Annotated in this window: 18 protein-coding genes; 16 read left to right on the top strand and 2 right to left on the bottom strand. The window is 39.1% G+C overall.

What is annotated here, in order from left to right; all coding sequences use genetic code 11:
* The first annotated feature begins 2 nt into the window (after positions 1 to 2).
* From FCJ93_RS04320 to FCJ93_RS04300, 5 genes are all read left to right on the top strand, one after another.
* Positions 3 to 800: a PTS mannose/fructose/sorbose/N-acetylgalactosamine transporter subunit IIC gene (locus FCJ93_RS04320; RefSeq protein ID WP_095308996.1), complete on the top strand. Its 798-nt coding sequence runs from the start codon at positions 3 to 5 to the stop codon at positions 798 to 800.
* Positions 793 to 1602, top strand: coding sequence for a PTS system mannose/fructose/sorbose family transporter subunit IID (locus FCJ93_RS04315; protein WP_137743011.1), 810 nt, complete (start codon positions 793 to 795; stop codon positions 1600 to 1602). Before FCJ93_RS04320 ends, FCJ93_RS04315 begins: the two co-directional genes overlap by 8 nt.
* A 20-nt stretch (positions 1603 to 1622) precedes the next feature.
* On the top strand, positions 1623 to 2672 hold the full coding sequence (locus FCJ93_RS04310; RefSeq protein ID WP_137743010.1) for an SIS domain-containing protein: 1050 nt from the start codon (positions 1623 to 1625) through the stop codon (positions 2670 to 2672).
* A gap of 81 nt (positions 2673 to 2753) precedes the next feature.
* Positions 2754 to 3020: an HPr family phosphocarrier protein gene (locus FCJ93_RS04305; protein ID WP_095308990.1), complete on the top strand. Its 267-nt coding sequence runs from the start codon at positions 2754 to 2756 to the stop codon at positions 3018 to 3020.
* Positions 3021 to 3240: 220 nt separating this feature from the next.
* Positions 3241 to 3717 carry a spore coat protein gene (locus FCJ93_RS04300; protein WP_137743009.1) on the top strand — a complete coding sequence of 159 codons (477 nt, stop codon included), beginning with the start codon at positions 3241 to 3243 and terminating at the stop codon, positions 3715 to 3717.
* A 94-nt stretch (positions 3718 to 3811) separates the two neighbouring features.
* Here the strand turns inward: FCJ93_RS04300 and katG are convergent, their stop codons facing one another.
* On the bottom strand, positions 3812 to 6028 hold the full coding sequence (katG, locus tag FCJ93_RS04295) for a catalase/peroxidase HPI (RefSeq protein WP_095308986.1): 2217 nt from the start codon (positions 6026 to 6028) through the stop codon (positions 3812 to 3814).
* A 625-nt stretch (positions 6029 to 6653) separates the two neighbouring features.
* On the opposite strand from katG, the gene FCJ93_RS04290 reads away from it, so the two are divergent.
* From FCJ93_RS04290 to sdaAA, 7 genes are all read left to right on the top strand, one after another.
* The gene (locus tag FCJ93_RS04290) at positions 6654 to 7421 is read left to right on the top strand and encodes an alpha/beta hydrolase (RefSeq protein WP_137743008.1); all 768 of its coding nucleotides are present in this window, start codon (positions 6654 to 6656) and stop codon (positions 7419 to 7421) included.
* 18 nt (positions 7422 to 7439) lie between these two features.
* The gene (locus tag FCJ93_RS04285; RefSeq protein ID WP_095308982.1) at positions 7440 to 7898 is read left to right on the top strand and encodes a PH domain-containing protein; all 459 of its coding nucleotides are present in this window, start codon (positions 7440 to 7442) and stop codon (positions 7896 to 7898) included.
* Between the two features lie 117 nt (positions 7899 to 8015).
* A complete protein-coding gene (locus tag FCJ93_RS04280; protein ID WP_095308980.1) occupies positions 8016 to 9410 on the top strand; it encodes an L-cystine transporter in 1395 nt (464 codons plus the stop codon).
* Positions 9411 to 10031: 621 nt separating this feature from the next.
* Positions 10032 to 10706 carry a helix-turn-helix transcriptional regulator gene (locus FCJ93_RS04275; RefSeq protein WP_095308978.1) on the top strand — a complete coding sequence of 225 codons (675 nt, stop codon included), beginning with the start codon at positions 10032 to 10034 and terminating at the stop codon, positions 10704 to 10706.
* 15 nt (positions 10707 to 10721) lie between these two features.
* Positions 10722 to 11762, top strand: coding sequence for a PTS sugar transporter subunit IIC (locus tag FCJ93_RS04270; RefSeq protein WP_095308976.1), 1041 nt, complete (start codon positions 10722 to 10724; stop codon positions 11760 to 11762).
* Between the two features lie 60 nt (positions 11763 to 11822).
* Complete coding sequence (gene sdaAB, locus FCJ93_RS04265; RefSeq protein WP_095308975.1) at positions 11823 to 12482, top strand: L-serine ammonia-lyase, iron-sulfur-dependent subunit beta; 660 nt, start codon at positions 11823 to 11825, stop codon at positions 12480 to 12482.
* A 103-nt stretch (positions 12483 to 12585) separates the two neighbouring features.
* Positions 12586 to 13497, top strand: a complete 912-nt coding sequence (gene sdaAA / locus FCJ93_RS04260; RefSeq protein ID WP_137743007.1) for an L-serine ammonia-lyase, iron-sulfur-dependent, subunit alpha — start codon at positions 12586 to 12588, stop codon at positions 13495 to 13497.
* A 270-nt stretch (positions 13498 to 13767) separates the two neighbouring features.
* Here the strand turns inward: sdaAA and FCJ93_RS04255 are convergent, their stop codons facing one another.
* Entirely contained in the window at positions 13768 to 15090 is a 1323-nt protein-coding gene (locus tag FCJ93_RS04255; protein ID WP_235879411.1) for a radical SAM/SPASM domain-containing protein, read from the bottom strand.
* Between the two features lie 201 nt (positions 15091 to 15291).
* On the opposite strand from FCJ93_RS04255, the gene FCJ93_RS04250 reads away from it, so the two are divergent.
* From FCJ93_RS04250 to FCJ93_RS04235, 4 genes are all read left to right on the top strand, one after another.
* The gene (locus FCJ93_RS04250; RefSeq protein ID WP_095308971.1) at positions 15292 to 15963 is read left to right on the top strand and encodes a hypothetical protein; all 672 of its coding nucleotides are present in this window, start codon (positions 15292 to 15294) and stop codon (positions 15961 to 15963) included.
* A 344-nt stretch (positions 15964 to 16307) separates the two neighbouring features.
* The gene (locus FCJ93_RS04245; protein WP_137743006.1) at positions 16308 to 17006 is read left to right on the top strand and encodes a response regulator transcription factor; all 699 of its coding nucleotides are present in this window, start codon (positions 16308 to 16310) and stop codon (positions 17004 to 17006) included.
* Positions 17003 to 18361 carry a sensor histidine kinase gene (locus FCJ93_RS04240; protein WP_137743005.1) on the top strand — a complete coding sequence of 453 codons (1359 nt, stop codon included), beginning with the start codon at positions 17003 to 17005 and terminating at the stop codon, positions 18359 to 18361. Before FCJ93_RS04245 ends, FCJ93_RS04240 begins: the two co-directional genes overlap by 4 nt.
* A 46-nt stretch (positions 18362 to 18407) precedes the next feature.
* On the top strand, positions 18408 to 18980 hold the full coding sequence (locus FCJ93_RS04235) for a PepSY domain-containing protein (RefSeq protein ID WP_137743004.1): 573 nt from the start codon (positions 18408 to 18410) through the stop codon (positions 18978 to 18980).
* Positions 18981 to 18989: the final 9 nt, after the last annotated feature.

Here is an 18989-nt window from a genome sequence, read left to right as displayed (position 1 = left end):
AAATGGTAGCGCAGGCAATTATGTTAGGGATTATTGCTGGTATTGGAATACTGGATAGCCGCATTTTTGGTGTCTTGATGTTGGAGCGCCCTCTCGTTACTGGATTTCTAGTTGGATTGGTTTTAGGAGATGTTCAACAAGGGGTTTTAATAGGAGCGCAATTAGAATTAATTTGGATGGGAATAGCCGGAATTGGTGCAGCAACACCGCCAGATGTAGTAACAGGGGGTGTGCTAGGAACAGCGTTTGCCATACTCTCCGGTCAAGGAGCAGAGGTTGCTTTAGTTCTTGCAGTTCCTATAGCAGTACTGGCCCAATCTTTAGGTGTATTAGTCAGAATCATAAATACCTATTTTATGCATAAAGCGGATAAATTTGCTTTAAAGGCAGATTTCCGTGGTGTCACATTGATGATGTGGATTCCACCGATACTCTTCTTTCTCAGTGTGTTCATTCCAACGTTTTTAGCCATCATTTTAGGTGCTGAGCAAGTGAAAAACCTAATAGAAGCGGTACCGGAAACAATTCTCGGTGGTTTGAAGGTTGCTGGAAATCTGTTACCTGTAGTTGGTTTTGCTTTACTAATGGATATGCTGTTCTCAAAAAAGATGGCTGTATTTTTCTTCTTAGGATTTTTGGCAGCGTCTTACACAAGTTTAGATATTACAGCGATTGCCCTATTCGGAGCGTGTATTGCTGTGGTGATCTATATCGTTATAAACAATAACAATGGCAATCAAGGACATCAAGAAAAGGAGAGTTACAATAATTTAACAGAGGGAGAGATTGATTTTGAGTAGTCAGAAGAAAGTAACGAAACGTGAACTACGCCAAGTATTTTGGAGATCATTTGCCCTCCAGGGAGCTTTCAACTACGAACGAATGCAGAATTTAGGGTATGCCTATGCAATGATTCCGGTAATTAAGAAATTGTACGAAAAACATGATGATCAAGTAAAAGCACTTAATAGACATCTTGAAATATTTAATACAACTCCTGCTGTTTCCACAACGATTATGGGAATCTCTGCAGCAATGGAGGAACAAAATGCGAATGATTCAAATTTTGATTCTAACTCAATCAATGCAGTAAAGGCGTCTCTAATGGGACCGCTCGCAGGAATCGGCGATTCGCTTTTTTGGGGAACATTTCGCATTATCGCTGCTGGTATCGGTGTTTCGCTTGCAACACAAGGTAACATTTTTGGTCCAATTTTATTTTTAATTCTATATAACATACCTCACCTATTTTTAAGGATAGCTGGGTTAAGGATGGGATATCGTGTTGGGGTGAATTCACTTGAAAGAATTCAAAAGGAAGGGTTAATGGAAAAGATTATGTCCATGACTACAACTGTTGGATTGCTTGTAGTTGGCGGAATGGTAGCGACAATGTTAAATATAACCACTCCTCTTGAATTTGATATGAATGGAGCAAAGGTAGTAGTTCAAGATATATTCGATCAAATATTGCCGAATGCCCTGCCATTACTAGGAACATTCATTGTCTACGGTTTAATGAAAAGGAAAGTGAGTATTACAAAATTAACTCTTGGAATTATCGTTGCGGGAATTTTCCTTCATTGGATTGGATTATTATAAGTTGAAAGGATGTTAGAATAATGAGAATACAAGATTATTTGCAAGAAACCCCAGGAAAAATGAAAGAAATCATTGGCCATGCCGATCAGTTATTTGCCGAAGTGAGAAAAGAGAGCTTTGATAGAATTGTTGTTACTGGTTCAGGAACAAGTTATCATTCAGGGCTTCAAACTCAAAAATTAATGCAGGCTGTAACAAAAATTCGAGTTGACGTCTACTACCCTTTTGCCATTAACCAGGATACATTTCTTGGTGATGCTTCTAGAACTCTTGTGATAGGAATTTCACAAGGTGGTAGCAGCTATTCAACTTATAATGCGATGAAATTAGCAAAAGAAGCTGGCTGTAAAATTGCTTCGATGGCTGGTAAAAAAGAGGCGCTAATTGATGAATTAGCAGATTTTACCCTTACTGTTGAATGCGGTGATGAAAAAGCGGGTGCAAAAACAAAGGGATACTATTGTACAAAGTTAAATTTAACATTATTTGCTTTTCAGTACGCTAGAGAAAAAGGAGTTTTATCTGAAGAAGCGTATCAACAAGAGATTAAAGCAATTGAAAAAAATGCTGATCATTTCCTTAAAATATACGACACTTCTCTTCAATGGATTAAGAAGAATAAAGAAAAGCTATCACAAGCTAAGGATATCAGGGTAATTGGCACAAGTGAGATTTACGGCGATACGTTGGAAAGTGCCCTAAAGCTGCTTGAAACGATAAGGATCCCGGTAACAGGCTATGAATTTGAAGAATTTATTCATGGTATTTATAATGCGATAAATGAAGATTCAACAATTATTATCCTTGATACGGGAGTAGAGAAAAGAGTTCAAAAAATGATTGAGGTACTCTCTGAATGGACTGAGCATATTTATGTGATTGGCTCTGATATAGACGATCATGAACAGAACCTCAAGGCAGATTTTATTAACCATCCATACTATAGAACCTATGAATATATTATTCCTGTTCAGTTAATATGTGCAGAAATACCAAGTTTAAAAGGTGTAGATCCGAGTATCCCGAAAGACCCTCAATTTCATAAAAAACTTGGAAGTAAAAAACTATAATACATCTTTCTTGAGCGGGGTGCCTGGTATTTCTGGCACCCTTGTTCTTGGAGGGTAACGAAATGATTTGGAGTGAAGAATATGTTAGAAAGGCAGTATAAAATCATCGACCGTGCCGGTCTCCACGCAAGACCTGCTACGAAACTTGTACAAACTGCAAATAAATTTAAATGTACGATAACGTTAGAATACAAAGGTAGGGAGACAAATTTAAGATCGATAGTCGGGTTAATGACCTTAGGGGTAGTTACAGGAGAACATATAAAGATTAAAACTGCGGGGACGGACGAGGTTGAGGCGATAGAGTTTATCGAGAGCACCTTAAAAAAGGAAGGAATATGCGAATAAATCGATGTGACCCAAGTAGTTCCCCCTTTTTATTGACCGTATGTTTTCATGGTATTTCTATGAAGTTTTTTAAGGGAACTACAGTATATAACTTGGTTTAGGAGCCTTTTTAGGTTCCTTCTTTTATTTTATACACGGAAAGAAACTAATATGGATATGCACCTGAATTATCTTTTTGTACATAAACTAGCGTTGAAACAATGAAGGGAGAGATTAATAAATGGACAGAGCGACTTTAGCTTGGCATGAAACACTTGAAATGCATGAATTGGTGGCTTTTCAATCTATCGGTTTAATGAAAATTAAAATGGGGTTAAAAAATATCCAAGATCAACATTTGAGAAGGATTTACCTGCAAACAATAAAAGAGCTGGAATTGAACTTAAATGAACTTCTTCAATTTTATCCTTATGCTCCTCATCCTGGTCCAACAAGTGAATATCGGATCACAGATAGCTTCTCAGCAGGGGATTTATTATCTTTTTCAAAAGCAGCGGTAAGAAACTACGGAGTAGCTATTACAGAAACGGCTACCCCAGCTTTAAGAGAGGTGTTGCAAAAACAGCTAAATCAAGCTATAGCTTGTCACGAAAGGATTTTTAATTACATGTATCAAAACGGGATGTATCCTTCCTATGACTTAAATAAACTTCTTCAAAATGATATGATGCTTGCAAAAAATGCGATTTCGATGTAGCTAGCGGAAATAGCAGCTTATATTGTCGAAGGGATTGTGAGGGCAATATTAAAAGAAACCCCTCATGGCAACAAGAGGGGTTCCTTAAGCATTATTATTTAACTGCTAATTGAACAGCTTTTTTCTCGCTATTTTTAACGTCGAAGCGATCAGCGTTCATGATTTTTACCCAAGCAGCAATGAAGTCACGTACGAACTTTTCTTTGTTGTCGTCTTGTGCATAAACTTCAGCAAGGGCACGTAGAACAGAGTTTGAACCAAATACGAGGTCAACACCTGTTGCAGTGCGTACAAGTTCACCAGTTTGGCGATTGCGACCTTCAAATACATCGTTACCTACTGGAGTCCATTTCACATTCATATCAAGTAAGTTAACGAAGAAGTCATTCGTTAGTGTACCAACACGGTCAGTGAATACGCCGTGCTTTGTTCCACCGAAGTTTGTACCAAGAACACGCATACCGCCGATTAGGACAGTCATTTCAGGAGCTGTTAAGCCTAGAAGTTGTGCCTTGTCTACAAGTAATTCAGCAGAAGCTACACTGTACTGTTGCTTTTGATAGTTACGGAAACCATCAGCTACTGGCTCAAGTACGGCAAAGCTTTCTACATCAGTTTGTTCTTGAGTCGCATCTCCGCGTCCTGGAAGGAATGGAACTGTAACGTCAAAGCCTGCATCTTGTGCAGCTTTTTCAACCGCAGCACTACCACCAAGCACGATTAAGTCAGCTAAGCTAACTTTCTTTTCTAAATGAGCTTGAATTCCTTCAAGTACAGTTAGAACTTTTTCAAGTTGTTCTGGTTGGTTTACTTCCCAGTTTTTTTGAGGCTCAAGACGGATGCGAGCTCCGTTTGCTCCACCACGCATGTCAGAGCCACGGAATGTACTTGCAGAAGCCCAAGCTGTTGTTACTAGTTCGCTAATTGTAAGTCCTGAGTCAAGAATTAATGTTTTAATTTTAGCAATTTCTTCTTCAGTTAGTTCGTAATCAACTGTTGGAACTGGATCTTGCCAGATGAAATCTTCCTCTGGAACTTCTGGACCTAAGTATCTAGCTTTTGGACCCATGTCACGGTGGATTAATTTGAACCACGCTTTTGCAAATGCATCAGCAAACTCATCTGGGTTCTTATGGAAACGACGAGAAATTTTTTCGTATTCTGGATCATGACGTAACGCAAGGTCAGTCGTAAACATAATAGTTGGGACTTTTTTGGAAGAGTCATGTGCATCTGGCGCAAGATCCTTTTCATCAGGATCCACTGCCATCCACTGCCATGCTCCAGCAGGACTCTTCGTTAACCACCATTCATATCCAAATAATAGATCAAAGTAGCCATTATCCCATTGTGTAGGATTAGCAGTCCAAGCGCCTTCAAGACCACTAGTGATCGTGTCACTGCCTTTTCCGCTGCCGTAAGAGTTCTCCCAACCTAAACCTTGTGCTTCAAGTGGAGCAGCCTCTGGCTCGGGACCTACATGAGCAGCATCGCCTGCACCGTGTGCTTTACCGAAAGTATGCCCACCAGCAATCAATGCAACTGTTTCTTCATCATTCATACCCATGCGCCCGAACGTTTCGCGAATATCACGAGCGGCAGCAATTGGATCTGGCTTACCGTTAGGACCTTCAGGATTTACATAGATTAGACCCATCTGCACGGCTGCAAGTGGATTTTCAAGCTCACGATCACCTGTGTAACGCTTATCGTCTAACCACTCTTTTTCAACACCCCAGTAGATATCTTCTTCTGGATGCCAAATGTCTGGACGACCAGCACCAAAACCGATAGTTTTTAACCCCATATCTTCTAATGCAACATTACCAGCTAAAACGAGTAAGTCTGCCCAAGAGATTTTGTTACCATATTTTTGCTTAATAGGCCATAATAGGCGACGTGCTTTATCAAGGCTAGCGTTATCTGGCCAACTGTTAAGAGGAGCAAAACGCTGATTGCCAGAATTTCCGCCACCACGGCCATCACCGATACGATATGTACCAGCAGCATGCCAAGACATACGGATGAAGAATGGACCATAATGACCATAGTCAGCTGGCCACCAATCTTGGCTGTCTGTCATTAACTTTTTAAGATCGTTTTTGAGAGCATCGTAATCTAATTTCTTAAATTCTTCTGCATAATCAAAGTCTTCTCCCATAGGATTAGATTTTTTATCATGCTGATGCAGAATGTTTAAGTTTAATGCATTTGGCCACCAATCAGTATTTGTTGTACCGCTAGTTTTTGGACTAGTAGCACCTCCATGAAATGGGCAGCCTTCAATGTTTGCACTGTTTTTGTTGTCCATTACTCTTCTCTCCTTTTAAATATATTTATTTATGAATCTAGTCGAAACTAGAACATAATAATAATTATTATTATGTAATCATTATATTAATCTATTTCAAAAAAGAAAAGCAATAACCCTTATAAAATAAAAAAATATTAGAAAGCTAATAGTGGCGAGGGACAGGAGAATCATAAAAAAAGCGAATAACGATAGAATTGAGGTATGTAAACGGTAATGGGTGTTTATAAATTCTCAAATTGTTGAGAATGAGAACGTTTTACTTGAAAAATTTGGCTTTGTATGTCGGTGCTGATTTTTAACTTATCTCGTGTGAAACACTGGTCTTAATACGAAACGAGCCAAAAATTTAATAGAAATGAATAGTCTTATGTGGTGTTGGTAAATTTTTACCGAAGAATGATTACATTTATATAATAGTTCATTAAAGGTTGTAACTCAACAATTAAACTGCTTCATTTGATAACATTTCATGGAACATTCAGTATATTAAAGGAGAATTTATTTTCTTGCTATAAAAACGTCTTTAAATACAAGTTGACAGGTAGGAATAATATGATTTATACTTTGAATTACTTATTAACGGAGGTAATACTTTCGAAAAGCCGACAGGGGAGGGAGCGCTATGAAGGAGAGATATCCGGTTATCGCTGGAGCGGAAGCTTTTTTTCTAAAAGGTAATGAGATAGGGATATTGCTAACACACGGATTTATGGGGACACCACAAAGTGTTCAATATTTAGGAGAAAAGTTTTTTGAATTAGGTTATTCCGTATTTGCGCCTAGATTAACAGGGCATGGTACACATTATCAAGATTTGGAGAATGCTACGTACTCTGATTGGTTCTCAGAAATTGAAAAGGGGTATCTAATTTTAAAAGAACATTGTTCGATTGTATTTGTGATAGGACAATCAATGGGAGGCACTTTAACCCTTTGGTTGGCAAATAAATATAATGATATAGAGGGAATCGTGCTGATTAATCCAGCACTGACGCTACCAAGTTATGAAAAATGGAGCGGAAAATCAACTCCGAGATATATAAAGGAGAGCGCACCAGATATTAAGCTTGAGGGCGTTCAAGAAATTACGTATTCTAAAGTTCCCCTTAAAGCAATCCATCAATTGCAAAAATTAATGAAAAAAACACCAGAGCTCCTGCCTACCATCACCACTCCAATATTAGCCTTTAAATCATCCATCGATCATGTTGTCCCACCTGAAAATACGGAATATATATGTGAACGGATTGGTTCCAGAGAAAAGAGAGTAGTCACACTTCATAATTCCTACCACGTTGCCTCTATGGATCATGATCGGAACCAAATCGTTTTACACACTCATAATTATATTCTGGTAAAATTGAAGGAAAGTGAGAAAAAATCATCTTAAGTAAAAGGAGGGGATCATTTGTTTTTTCCTTCAAAGAAGGATTGGTGGATGGGCATAATCATTTGGTTTTGTAGTGCCGTCTCTATCTTCTTACCGATATTTTCCTTAGACTTTGGGGCTGATCGATTAGCTGACATAGGAGTCGCAACCTTGATTAGTATTATACTTTTATTTCTTGTGGGCACTTTATTAATCTGGATTTGGTTTAAAACAGGGTACTGGATAAAAGAATCTATTCTGAAAGTTGAATTTGGGCCGATAAAAAAGGAAATTAACATTAACGAGATTACAAGCATTAGAGCGGCAAGAAATCCGTTTACTGCTCCAGCCCTGTCACTAGACAAGATTGAAATTAATTATGCTAGATTTCAGACGATAGCTGTCTCTCCAAAAAATAAGAAAGAATTCGTCCGGCAATTATTAATGAAAAACCGACATATTAAAGCAGATAACCATTTTGATGATTTCATGGAATAATAATGTGAGTTATTCAATTACTCACAAACTTTTTTAAAAATAATTCATACTTTACCAATAGGTTTTAATGTATTATAGTAGTTAATGTTGTTTAATAACATTAAGGAGGAGACCAATTTGAATACATTTCTTGTTATTGTGAATATCGCTATTCTTTTAGCACTCATTGTTGGTTTATATATCATGCAAAAGAAACATGTGAAATTCTCTAAACGAGTTTTTGCTGGACTTGGCCTGGGTATTTTATTCGGGATTATCATCAATCTTTTATATGGCACATCTTCAGATGTAACCGGGACAACGATTCAATGGTTTAATATCGTCGGTTCTGGATACGTTAGCTTGCTGCAGATGGTTGTGATGCCGCTAGTTTTTATTTCGATCATTGCAGCATTTACGAAAGTGAGTGTTTCCAAGAATCTTGGCAAAATTAGCCTTTACGGAATTGGGATTTTATTAGTGACAACAGGAATTGCCGCGGCAATTGGAATCGGCGCTGCTCTTGGTTTTGGTTTAGAAGGCGTGCAACTGCAAGCAGGAGATGCCGAGAATGCACGAAATGAGGCGCTCGTTGAGCGAGTGGCAACAGTTGAAAATATGACAATTCCTGAGCAGATTTTGTCCTTCATTCCGACGAATCCATTTGCAGATTTAGCAGGTTCCCGTTCAACATCGACGATTGCTGTCGTTATTTTTGCATCATTCATTGGAATTGCTTATTTAGGTGTAAGGCGAAAGCAGCCGGAACAGGCAGAATTGTTCGCCAAAATTGTGGATTCTTTATATGCGATTGTGATGCGCATCGTAACATTAATTTTACGTATTACTCCATATGGTGTGTTGGCGCTAATGACAAAAGTAGCCGCAACTAGTGACTATGCAGCAATCGTGAATTTAGGAAAATTTGTCGTTGCTTCTTATGTGGCATTAATAGCAATGTTCCTTGTCCATTTATTAATGATTAGTCTGGCTAAATTAAGCCCGGTTACGTATGTGAAAAAAGGTTTGCCTGCATTAACTTTTGCTTTCACATCTCGCTCAAGTGCAGGTACTTTACCGTTAAATATTAAAACGCAAACTGATGGATTTGGAGTATCTCCGGGAATAGCTAATTTTGTTGGTCCATTTAGTTTAACCATTGGGCAAAATGGATGTGCAGGAATTTATCCGGCCATGCTGGCAGTTATGGTAGCACCAACTGTCGGGATCAACCCGCTAGATCCTGGCTTTATCCTTTCATTGATCCTTGTCGTTATCATCGGTTCGTTTGGAGTTGCCGGTGTAGGAGGCGGAGCAACATTTGCTTCTTTAATCGTACTTTCAGTTCTAAACCTACCTGTAGCGATTGTGGGTCTATTAATTTCGGTCGAACCGCTTATTGATATGGGCCGTACAGCATTAAATGTAAGTGGTAGTATGACATCCGGTGTCTTAACTGGAAAAATTACAGGCGAATTTGATGAAAAAGTGTACAATGATAAAGGTGGCTTAGACGAAGTGGTCGAAGCATAAAAGAAGAGGAAGGGAAGGCAAAAATAAGCGCCTTCCCTTTTGTGTTTTTTGAAGACACTCTAAAGTAGCTGGCGGATTCAGGATGTTGAAAGCTACTGTCAAGTGAAAATCTGAAGGTTGATCTGAGACCTTATCGAATCCCCATGGTGAGTTTATTATGAGGACAGAAAATGGTAAAGATCCTCCCATTCGTGTCCAAATGAGAATATGTTGTAAAGTTAATTGAGGAGGAAGGTCGATAAACTTTTGAAGTTTCCTTTGAACTTGAGTTATCCCCAAAACAGTTAGCTGTTGGGTTTCTGATTACATGCAGGATTTATAAATTGAATAATAATGAAACCCTTTAAAGGGATAATAATAATTTTAAACAGTTTAGATGCAACTACATTTTTATAAAGACCATGATTACAATTTTGTGAGCATGGTCTTTTTTTTACGAAACCCTTGTAATAGTGTGTGAAGGGGGTTTTTAGTAAATTCTCTTATTAAAATATTTTTGTAACTGTTAAAATTTTATTTTAATTTTATATAATGCGTGGTATGATTTCTATATCAAGATACTATTCTAGAAATATATTTTTTAACTTTATATGTAAACGATTGCAAAAGGATGTGACATGTATGGAAAAAGGTAACAACGTTCAAGTATTCGATTTGGCGAAACGGACAGCAGATATGCTTGTAAAAATGTTTGGTCAGCGTTGCGAGGTTGTTGTCCATGATTTCAAGGATTTAAAAAAATCTTTAATCTATATAGCGGGTAATGTCACGAATAGAAAGATTGGTTCACCTATTACTGATCTTGTTCTAACTGAGCTCAGAAAAGACCCGGCTGAGATTGAAGATATCCCCAATTACAAAACACAGGCACGTAATGGAACACTATTAAAATCAGCAACTGTATTTTTACGTGATGCACAAAAAAGGGTGATTGGAGCACTTTGCATCAACTATGATATTTCGCAGATGATGATCAACGTCGGAGAACTGGAGGAGTTTCTCTCCTTTAATGTAGCAGATGATAAATCCGAAAACTTCCACAGTACTGTGCAAGATGTCATACACGATATGGTTCACCAAGTTTTAACAAACTTCAAGAAAGCGCATACACAACTGACTTTAGAAGAAAAAATTGAATGTGTACGTTTGTTGGAAGAAAAAGGTGCCTTTTTAATAAAAGGTTCTACTGAATATTTAGCAAGCGTACTTGGAGTTTCGAAGTTTACAATTTATAACTATCTGAACAAAATAAGGACTCAAAATGAGTATCATCTTGAAGAAGAAACAAATGAATAACTGGGGGTAAAGCAGATGGATATTATTAAGGGTACAGCACTTTTATTATTAGTTTTAGCAGGTTTTTCACTATTTAGCTATAAAGCACCTAAAGGAATGAAGGCGATGGCCGCGCTTGCTGGAGCTGCCTGTGCAGCTTTCCTGGTTGAGGCATTCCAATTATATGTGGGTGGCGATTTACTTGGGATTGAGTTTTTAGGTGAAGTTGGGACAGCAGCAGGAAGCATGGGCGGAGTCGCAGCTGCCGCTTTAGTAGCAATAGCAGTTGGAGTTTCTCCTGTATATGCATTACTACTTGGTGTTAGTTGTGCTGGACTTGGATTATTGCCAGGATTTATCGCAGGCTATTTGATTGCTTTTCTTGTAAAACTTATCGAGAAAAAAGTTCCTGGTGGATTAGATTTAATCGTTATTATCTTATTCTGTGCTCCACTTGTGCGCTTATTAGGGGAATTAATGACACCTGTTGTTAATGCAACTCTATTAAATATCGGGGGAATTATTACGGAAACTGCTAACAGCAACCCTGTATTAATGGGAATTATCTTAGGCGGGGTTATTACCGTGGTCGCTACTGCCCCACTTAGTTCAATGGCGCTAACAGCAATGCTTGGTTTAACAGGTGTTCCGATGGCGATTGGTGCTCTAGCTGTATTTGGGTCCTCGTTTATGAACTATATCTTATTTGACCGCATGAAATTCGGCGATCGTAAAACAACCATTTCTGTTGCGATTGAACCCTTAACACAAGCGCATATTATTTCTGCGAACCCAATCCCTGTGTATGTGACAAATTTTGTCGGCGGGGCAAGTGCAGGCGTAATTATTGCTCTTTCTGGACTAATTAACAATGCAACAGGAACAGCAACACCGATTGCGGGCTTAGCTGTAATGTATGGTTTCAATGATCCTATGAAAGTAACACTAATCGCATCAGCATGTGCAGCAGTAGGCCTGCTGTGCGGGTTTTTAGGGTCAGTGGTCTTCAAAAATTATAAAATTAAAACGGTTGACCAGCTTCAAACTCTTGAGACAGAGAAGGGCTCAGCTGCTTAAATAAGAGAAAAAAGTAGTGGGCACTTTTTGTGCCCTTCAACAATAAAGGGGAAATGGACGATGAAATACCGATCAGCTTTTGATATTATTGGACCAGTGATGGTAGGACCTTCAAGTTCCCATACGGCTGGTGCAGTTCGTATCGGCCGAGTGGCTCGAAGCTTATTTGAAAAACAGCCAAAGAAAGTCGATATTCATTTGTACGGTTCGTTTGCAACCACCTATAAAGGCCATGGAACGGATTTAGCATTAGTTGCCGGGCTTTTAGATTTTGATACCTTTAATGAAAGAATTCCCGATTCATTAAAAATCGCCAATGAAGTCAATATGGAGGTCGTTTTTCATGAAGAAGGAGCAATTCCGGAGCACCCAAATACAGTCAAGTTGGTTTTAGCTTCAGATGAGCAAACACTTGAAGTAATTGGGGTGTCCATCGGCGGTGGAGCGATTGAAATTAAAGAAATTAATTCTTTTAAATTAAAACTCTCAGGCGACCCGGCCTTCTTAGTGATGCACCAGGATAAATTTGGAGTGGTTTCTTGTGTGACATCCATTCTGTCAAAGTATAAAATAAACATTGGCCATATGGAGGTTTCACGCAAAGAAAAGGGAGATATGGCGATAATGGTTATCCAAGTTGATCAAAAAATTGAGGATGCGGTATTAAATGAAATAAAAGAACTTTCCAATGTAAGAGGAGTCATCCGAATGGTTGCTTAATCCAGCTAAATAATTCAATTTCATAATGACTGACTTCCAGAATCCTTCACCTGTGTATATTGTGAAATATCAGGATTAACGTTAATAAGTAGGAGGACAAGAAATGTTTCGAAATGTTGCAGAGCTTGTTTCGCTCGCGGAACAGTCTCAAGTAAAAATTGCAGAAATCATGATTCGTCAAGAAATAGAAGTATCAGGACGACCACGAGAAGAAATCATCGCAAAAATGGAGCAAAATTTAGATGTGATGGAAAAGGCCCTAGAAAGAGGTTTAAGCGGGGTAAAATCACAAACTGGATTAACTGGTGGCGATGCCGTTTTATTGCAAAACTATATAAGAAGCGGTAAGGGATTATCAGGTAATTTGCTTTTGGATGCGGTCAGTAAAGCGGTCGCGACCAATGAAGTGAATGCTGCCATGGGCGTGATCTGTGCAACCCCAACAGCAGGCTCTGCCGGAGTGGTGCCGGGAACTTTATTTGCGGTAAAAGAAAAGTTGAACCCAACTCGAATGGAAATGATTGAGTTTTTATTTACGGCTGCTGCTTTTGGGTTTGTCGTAGCAAACAATGCGACCGTTTCGGGCGCTGCTGGAGGGTGTCAGGCGGAAGTAGGTTCAGCAGCAGGAATGGCGGCTGCTTCCATCGTTGAAATGGCTGGAGGTACACCAAGACAAGCGGCTGAAGCAATGGCGATTACGTTGAAAAACATGCTGGGACTTGTGTGCGATCCAGTGGCAGGACTTGTAGAGGTTCCTTGCGTGAAACGGAATGCGATGGGAGCATCCAATGCGTTAACGGCTGCGGATATGGCACTTGCAGGAATCACAAGTAGAATTCCGTGTGATGAAGTAATTGCTGCCATGTATGAAATAGGAAAAACAATGCCTTCTGCATTAAGAGAAACGGCACAAGGCGGTTTAGCAGCAACACCAACTGGGCGGAGACTGGAGGCTGAAATTTTTGGAGAGCCGAAGGGAAAATTAAAAGACTATCTCGTTGCATCCATTTCATAACTGTATTTTTAGTTAAAAACAAAGTGCAGTTGCTTTTAGTGGAAGTTTAAACGTGGAAATGGCATAAAAAATTAATTAAATTTGTAATTGTTTGCTTTCAATGAGCAGTTGTATAGAGAAGTAAAAGCACCCCATTTGGGTGCTTTCACTTTTATTTTAAATTACCCGGCACGGATTTCATGATTTTTCCGGTATTTTGCTGATTAACTGGAGATGCAGCTGGACGTAATATACGCATGTTTGCTCACCACCTTTCAAAAAATAGGGATGTCAGCTATTTTTCCAAATTAAATTTAGGACCTTTTTTATATTTCGTTTCTCATAGGGGCATGGTCTTTTACCTGTTCTCATTCGATATAATGGACAGTGGTTTCCTTGGCAGGCTGGTCGATAAAAGCACGATTGACAGGAGGAATCCGTTTCCTCACCAGATGTAACCCAATGAGCGATTTTGTCATAGTCAAGCTGAAAATGACCGTTGTCGTCAATTTTCCCAACCTTATTGAAGTCTTCCTGTACGGAGAGGGTACATTTATACAATTGACCATCAGCGCCCACGACTAATGAATGTGGTTTTGCCGCATAGCAGACAGATGCTGAGGGCATTAATGATTCGATAACCATGGGGCTCATTTTTAAACCTTCTGTTATTGCCTCATCAGTTAATTCCCAAATTTTTTTATTCGCCATCGTGCGGCTGCAGACGGGGATAGCCTCATCGTTTTTCCCACCCCATTGTCCAACTGGTCGAAACAGGACTCCGTAACGCTCATCGTCAGCAAAATGTTGTTTTAAGAACTTCGTTAGCTTGGAAACATCCCCTAAATTGTCTTCGTCAAAATTGGAACGAATGGTGAGATTGAAAGAATCAGGAATGGTTTTGATAGCAATGAGATTATCGATGATTCGCTCAAACGTTTGACCTCCATCCGATAAATGTCTTCGCCTATCATGTATTTCTCCGACCCCATCAACGGTGATCATAAATTGATTAATATTCCATGATAGCAATTGCTTAAAAGTATCTTTCGTTAATAAGTATCCATTTGTTACAAGGTCACAGGTGTAACGGATCTGTTTTTCCTCGGCAATGGATAAAAAAGACTGCGAAAGTTCTTCAATAACATCCAAAGAAATAAGCGGTTCGCCGCCAAACCAACTTATATGTAAAGCCGATAGATGCGAGGCCTTTTCTTGGACGAAAGCTTTTAAACTGTTGATGACACTTCGTTTCATTTTTCCCCGTTCGAATGTTTCATAACAATAAGTGCAGCGAAAATTGCATGATTCCGTAGGCATAAGAATGAGATGTAAAAGATCTGTTCGATGTAAGGTCTGATGGAGATATTTTGCCCTTTTCATTTCATCAACATCACTAGAAATAAGAAATCCACTGCGAAATAATTCTTTCTGTATATGATTCTCCAGTAGTTCTATACCCGTTCTTTTTAAAGCAGAAATAGCAGATTGTTTTTCTTCCTCGCTAAAATGGGTAATGGCACCGGTATAACTATTAAATAGAACAACGCCGCCATCATCAGTATGGGATAGAGCATTAAATCGAGAGGGAATGTAGTTCATTTGCTTTTCCATTTTTTCACGTACCTTCATTAAATTGATGAACAAAAGTCATTATAAGACTACACGAGGATAAAGATCAGTGAGTTCTGTCACTATAATGGAGGAGGAAAAGGCTGCTGTAGTATGCCTAATAAAAACCAGATTGGAACAGTACACTTTACTCAATTTTACATATGATGGTCATGAAATAACTTAAGTTGAGGAGGTTCCAAAATGAACTATTATGGTTACCCGTATGTCAATTCATATTTTCAACCACCTGTTCCATATGCAGATCAGCAGGAATATCTGTTGCGCCAGCCACAAGATTTAGGAAGATGGTGGCAGGTTGAAGAAGGAGCATGGAGCGGAGTTTGGACCCGTAGAGGGAATAGCAATGTTTTTGATGCAAGATGGACGAGGCAAGGGGCAACGCCAATAACAGCTGTGATGACAGTAAATGTACATGATCGTTTTGTATCTATATCCCGGAGAAACAGCAGTGACGGAAACGATTGTCAGTATGTTGGTATTATTGAGGGTAATAGAGTAAGAGGGACGAATGTATGCATTCGTGGTGGTGGCACTTGGAGCGCAACGATTCACAGGAGACCGCTACAGCCGGATCTGGGAAGACGATGGGAAGTACAAGAAGGAGCATGGCGTGGCATTTGGACTCGCCGAGGAAACAGTAACACTTTTGATGCAAGATGGACGAGGCAAGGGGCAACACCAGTAACCGCTGTCTTAACGATGACACAGGAGGGCAACAATGTTCGAATCTTAAGAAGAAACAGCAGTGATGGAAATAACTGCGAGTACAATGGGCGAATTGAAGGGAGAAGAGCAAGCGGCACTTTCACATGTAATCAAGGGGGAGGGAACTGGACAGCAAGTATCAGTTAGTTGAAGTATATATTTTATTGTGCTGATTTTTATGATCTTAGTGCCTTTTTTGCTCTGGCTCCTTGAAATAAATTCTTTATCTTCATGGAGTCAGAGCAGTTTTTAGATTATGAGAAACTCTTTTGTTGGATGCTTTTGAGTATCCAGAAAAAATTACTTTGTTGATTTTTCGTGTTTTGAATAATCATTAAACAAGCGGTTTTAGGTCGAGTAATTTGTCAAAATACCTCTTCTTTTTTAACGACTAGCTCAAAAAATAGATGGATAGAATGATCAAAAACGGTTGTTTCGTTGAGTAACCATGTTAAAATGACGGTAAAACTTAGAGCGGATGGAGAGGGAAAATGGCGAAGCAGAAAATTTTAATCGTTGAAGACGAGGAAAAGATTGCTCGAGTTCTAGAGCTGGAGCTGACTTATGAAGGGTATGAAGTCGGGAAGGCGTTAGACGGTTTGACAGGCTTACAGCTTTTCCAAGAGCAAGAGTGGGATTTAATTTTATTAGATGTTATGCTTCCAGGGATAAGCGGCATTGAATTGCTGCGCAGAATTCGTTCTGTCAACAAACATACGGCAATTATAATGCTTACAGCAAAAAATTCAATTGAAGATAAAGTATCTGGTCTTGATCTTGGTGCAAATGACTATATGACAAAGCCTTTTGAAATCGAGGAATTGTTAGCGCGAATACGAGCAAATTTGCGAGTGCCGGTTCCGGTTCAGGCTGTTTTAAATGCTGATGATTGGCTCATTGTAGGAGATTTAAAATTAAATGAGGTTACGAGAGAAATTGTACGAGCAGGGGAAGCGATCGAACTAACACCACGGGAGTTTGAACTGCTAGCTTTTTTAATGAAGCATGCACGTCAGGTTTTGAATAGGGAACAATTATTAAACGGTGTTTGGGGTTATGATTATTACGGAGATACAAATGTGGTGGACGTTTATATCCGCTACTTGCGCAATAAAATTGACAAGCCTTTTAGCACTTCCCTCATTCATACGGTAAGAGGAGTCGGCTATGTGCTGAAGGATGCAAAATGAGGCTAAGAAATAAAATTAATTTATATTCGACGGTATTGTTTATTATTTTATTGATTTTACTGAATGGGGCGATTTATTTTTCCTTTAGTCAGATGATGTACAATAATGAACTGGAAAGGACAATAGCTCAAGCAACGCGTGCTGCTGATGGGGTAGGCCAAATAGAGGGAAAGGTTCCTCATCAGGAAGTTTTGCGGGCTTACATGCCGATTAATGGAATGCTGCAAATTGTCAATAACGATGGGAGCCCTGGAACAGCGGTCGTTGATCCAAACCACCAATATTTACATAAAATGGATGTTCAGTATTATGAGAAGCAAGTTCAAGAAATCACTTCTTACGATCGGGTGACGCATACTTTTGCCTCGCTTCCGATTATTTGGCGAAATGGGGAGGTAGCAAATCTTCAAATAACTGTAAGTTTACAGCAAACGGATGAAATCCTATCCACCTTGCGAATAGTACAAATTATTGTTACCTTGTTGGCGACAATTCCAGTTCTTCTTTCCTCTAGGTTTCTAAGCAACTTGATTACTCGTCCGATTACTTCAATGATTCAGACGATGAAAGAAATTCGAGAAAGCGGGCAATTTAGACGAATTGCACAGCCGAAGGAATCAAAGGATGAGCTTAATCAAATGGCTGAGACTTTCAATGAGATGATTGATTTATTAGAAGTGAACTATGAGAAACAGGGACAGTTTGTTTCGAATGCTTCTCATGAGTTAAATACTCCGCTGACTGTTATTGAATCATATGCATCTTTGTTGAAAAGAAGAGGACATGAAGATCCTGAATTATTCGCCGAATCTGTCCAAGCTATTCACTCTGAGGCACTCCGAATGAAGGGCTTAATAGAGCAGTTGTTGAACTTAGCAAGAAATGATAAACCTTTGAGAATCGAAATGGAGGAGGTTGCTCTTGCCGATGTGGTCGCTGAAATGGTCCGTACGATTGAAAAATCTTATCAACGAAAAATTGAATTGGAGGTTGAAGGTGAAGTAACGGTTCAAACTGATTTGCAAAAATTTAAACAATTATTTTATATCTTCCTTGATAATGCGCGGAAGTACAGTGAGGAAACGATCAAGGTGCGAATTATGACGTTGCAGCACGAAGTTGTTGTGGAGATAATTGATTACGGAATAGGCATTCCTGCTCTAGAGTTGGAAAAAGTGTTTGACCGATTTTACCGAGTGGATAAAGCAAGAACGCGAAAAACAGGTGGCTTTGGCCTTGGACTATCATTGGCAACAGATATTGCCGAGGCGATGGGAGCAAAAATTAGCTTAGAGAGTGTGGAAGGTTTAGGAACGACAGTCAAAATCATTCTTCCACCCGCACTTTCTCATTAAATTCTCATCTTCATTATGTATAATTTTTTTACAGGAACGAAATGAGGTGAAATGGTTGGAATCTGTCAATTGGAAGAAAATGAGCATCGGCTTGGTCGTTATTTTTGTTGTCGTGATATTGACTTGGCAACTGTTAAGGTTAATGACAGTTGAACAAACGGTTTCGGCCGAGGAGGCTAAGAATAAGGTTCAAGAACTATATAAAGGTGAAATCGTCAATATTGAAGAAACAGCGGAAGTATATCAGATTACAATAAAACTCGACACCGGGAAGTATGAGATAGAAATTGCTCGCGATACGGGCGATATTGGAAAGTTGAACAGAGTAAGCAAGGCGGTTGCTAATACTCCAGAGGAACAAAGTTCAGAAGGTGGAGGAGAAGTGGTGACTCCTGAATCACCTCCTGAAGAACAAAAAGAACAAACGCATATTAGTAAAGAAGAGGCTATCTCAATTGCTCTTAGCCAAGTGAAGGGTGAAATAGATGATGTGGACATCGAACAATCAAATGGTTTAAACTATTATCTCGTAGAAATCGAAACAAATAATGATAGGGAAGCGACAGTACAAATTAATGCAATTTCCGGTGAAGTAATGTCGATTACATGGGATGACTAAAGGTGAGGT

Source organism: Robertmurraya siralis, from assembly GCF_005502275.1.
GTDB classification, from domain to species: domain Bacteria; phylum Bacillota; class Bacilli; order Bacillales; family Cytobacillaceae; genus Robertmurraya; species Robertmurraya siralis.
The sequence above is the reverse complement of the archived record's forward strand: the minus strand, read 5'-3'. Positions and strand labels throughout refer to the sequence as shown.

Excerpts from the sequence above, each read along its gene's own strand:
- FCJ93_RS04270 (WP_095308976.1), top strand. The coding sequence starts at position 10,722 with ATGGATATTATTAAGGGTACAGCACTTTTATTATTAGTTTTAGCAGGT.
- FCJ93_RS04300 (WP_137743009.1), top strand. The coding sequence starts at position 3,241 with ATGGACAGAGCGACTTTAGCTTGGCATGAAACACTTGAAATGCATGAA.
- sdaAA (WP_137743007.1), top strand. The coding sequence starts at position 12,586 with ATGTTTCGAAATGTTGCAGAGCTTGTTTCGCTCGCGGAACAGTCTCAA.
- FCJ93_RS04275 (WP_095308978.1), top strand. The coding sequence starts at position 10,032 with ATGGAAAAAGGTAACAACGTTCAAGTATTCGATTTGGCGAAACGGACA.
- FCJ93_RS04290 (WP_137743008.1), top strand. The coding sequence starts at position 6,654 with ATGAAGGAGAGATATCCGGTTATCGCTGGAGCGGAAGCTTTTTTTCTA.
- FCJ93_RS04240 (WP_137743005.1), top strand. The coding sequence starts at position 17,003 with ATGAGGCTAAGAAATAAAATTAATTTATATTCGACGGTATTGTTTATT.
- FCJ93_RS04250 (WP_095308971.1), top strand. The coding sequence starts at position 15,292 with ATGAACTATTATGGTTACCCGTATGTCAATTCATATTTTCAACCACCT.
- FCJ93_RS04310 (WP_137743010.1), top strand. The coding sequence starts at position 1,623 with ATGAGAATACAAGATTATTTGCAAGAAACCCCAGGAAAAATGAAAGAA.
- katG (WP_095308986.1), bottom strand. The coding sequence starts at position 6,028 with ATGGACAACAAAAACAGTGCAAACATTGAAGGCTGCCCATTTCATGGA.
- sdaAB (WP_095308975.1), top strand. The coding sequence starts at position 11,823 with ATGAAATACCGATCAGCTTTTGATATTATTGGACCAGTGATGGTAGGA.
- FCJ93_RS04255 (WP_235879411.1), bottom strand. The coding sequence starts at position 15,090 with ATGGAAAAGCAAATGAACTACATTCCCTCTCGATTTAATGCTCTATCC.
- FCJ93_RS04320 (WP_095308996.1), top strand. The coding sequence starts at position 3 with ATGGTAGCGCAGGCAATTATGTTAGGGATTATTGCTGGTATTGGAATA.
- FCJ93_RS04245 (WP_137743006.1), top strand. The coding sequence starts at position 16,308 with ATGGCGAAGCAGAAAATTTTAATCGTTGAAGACGAGGAAAAGATTGCT.
- FCJ93_RS04305 (WP_095308990.1), top strand. The coding sequence starts at position 2,754 with ATGTTAGAAAGGCAGTATAAAATCATCGACCGTGCCGGTCTCCACGCA.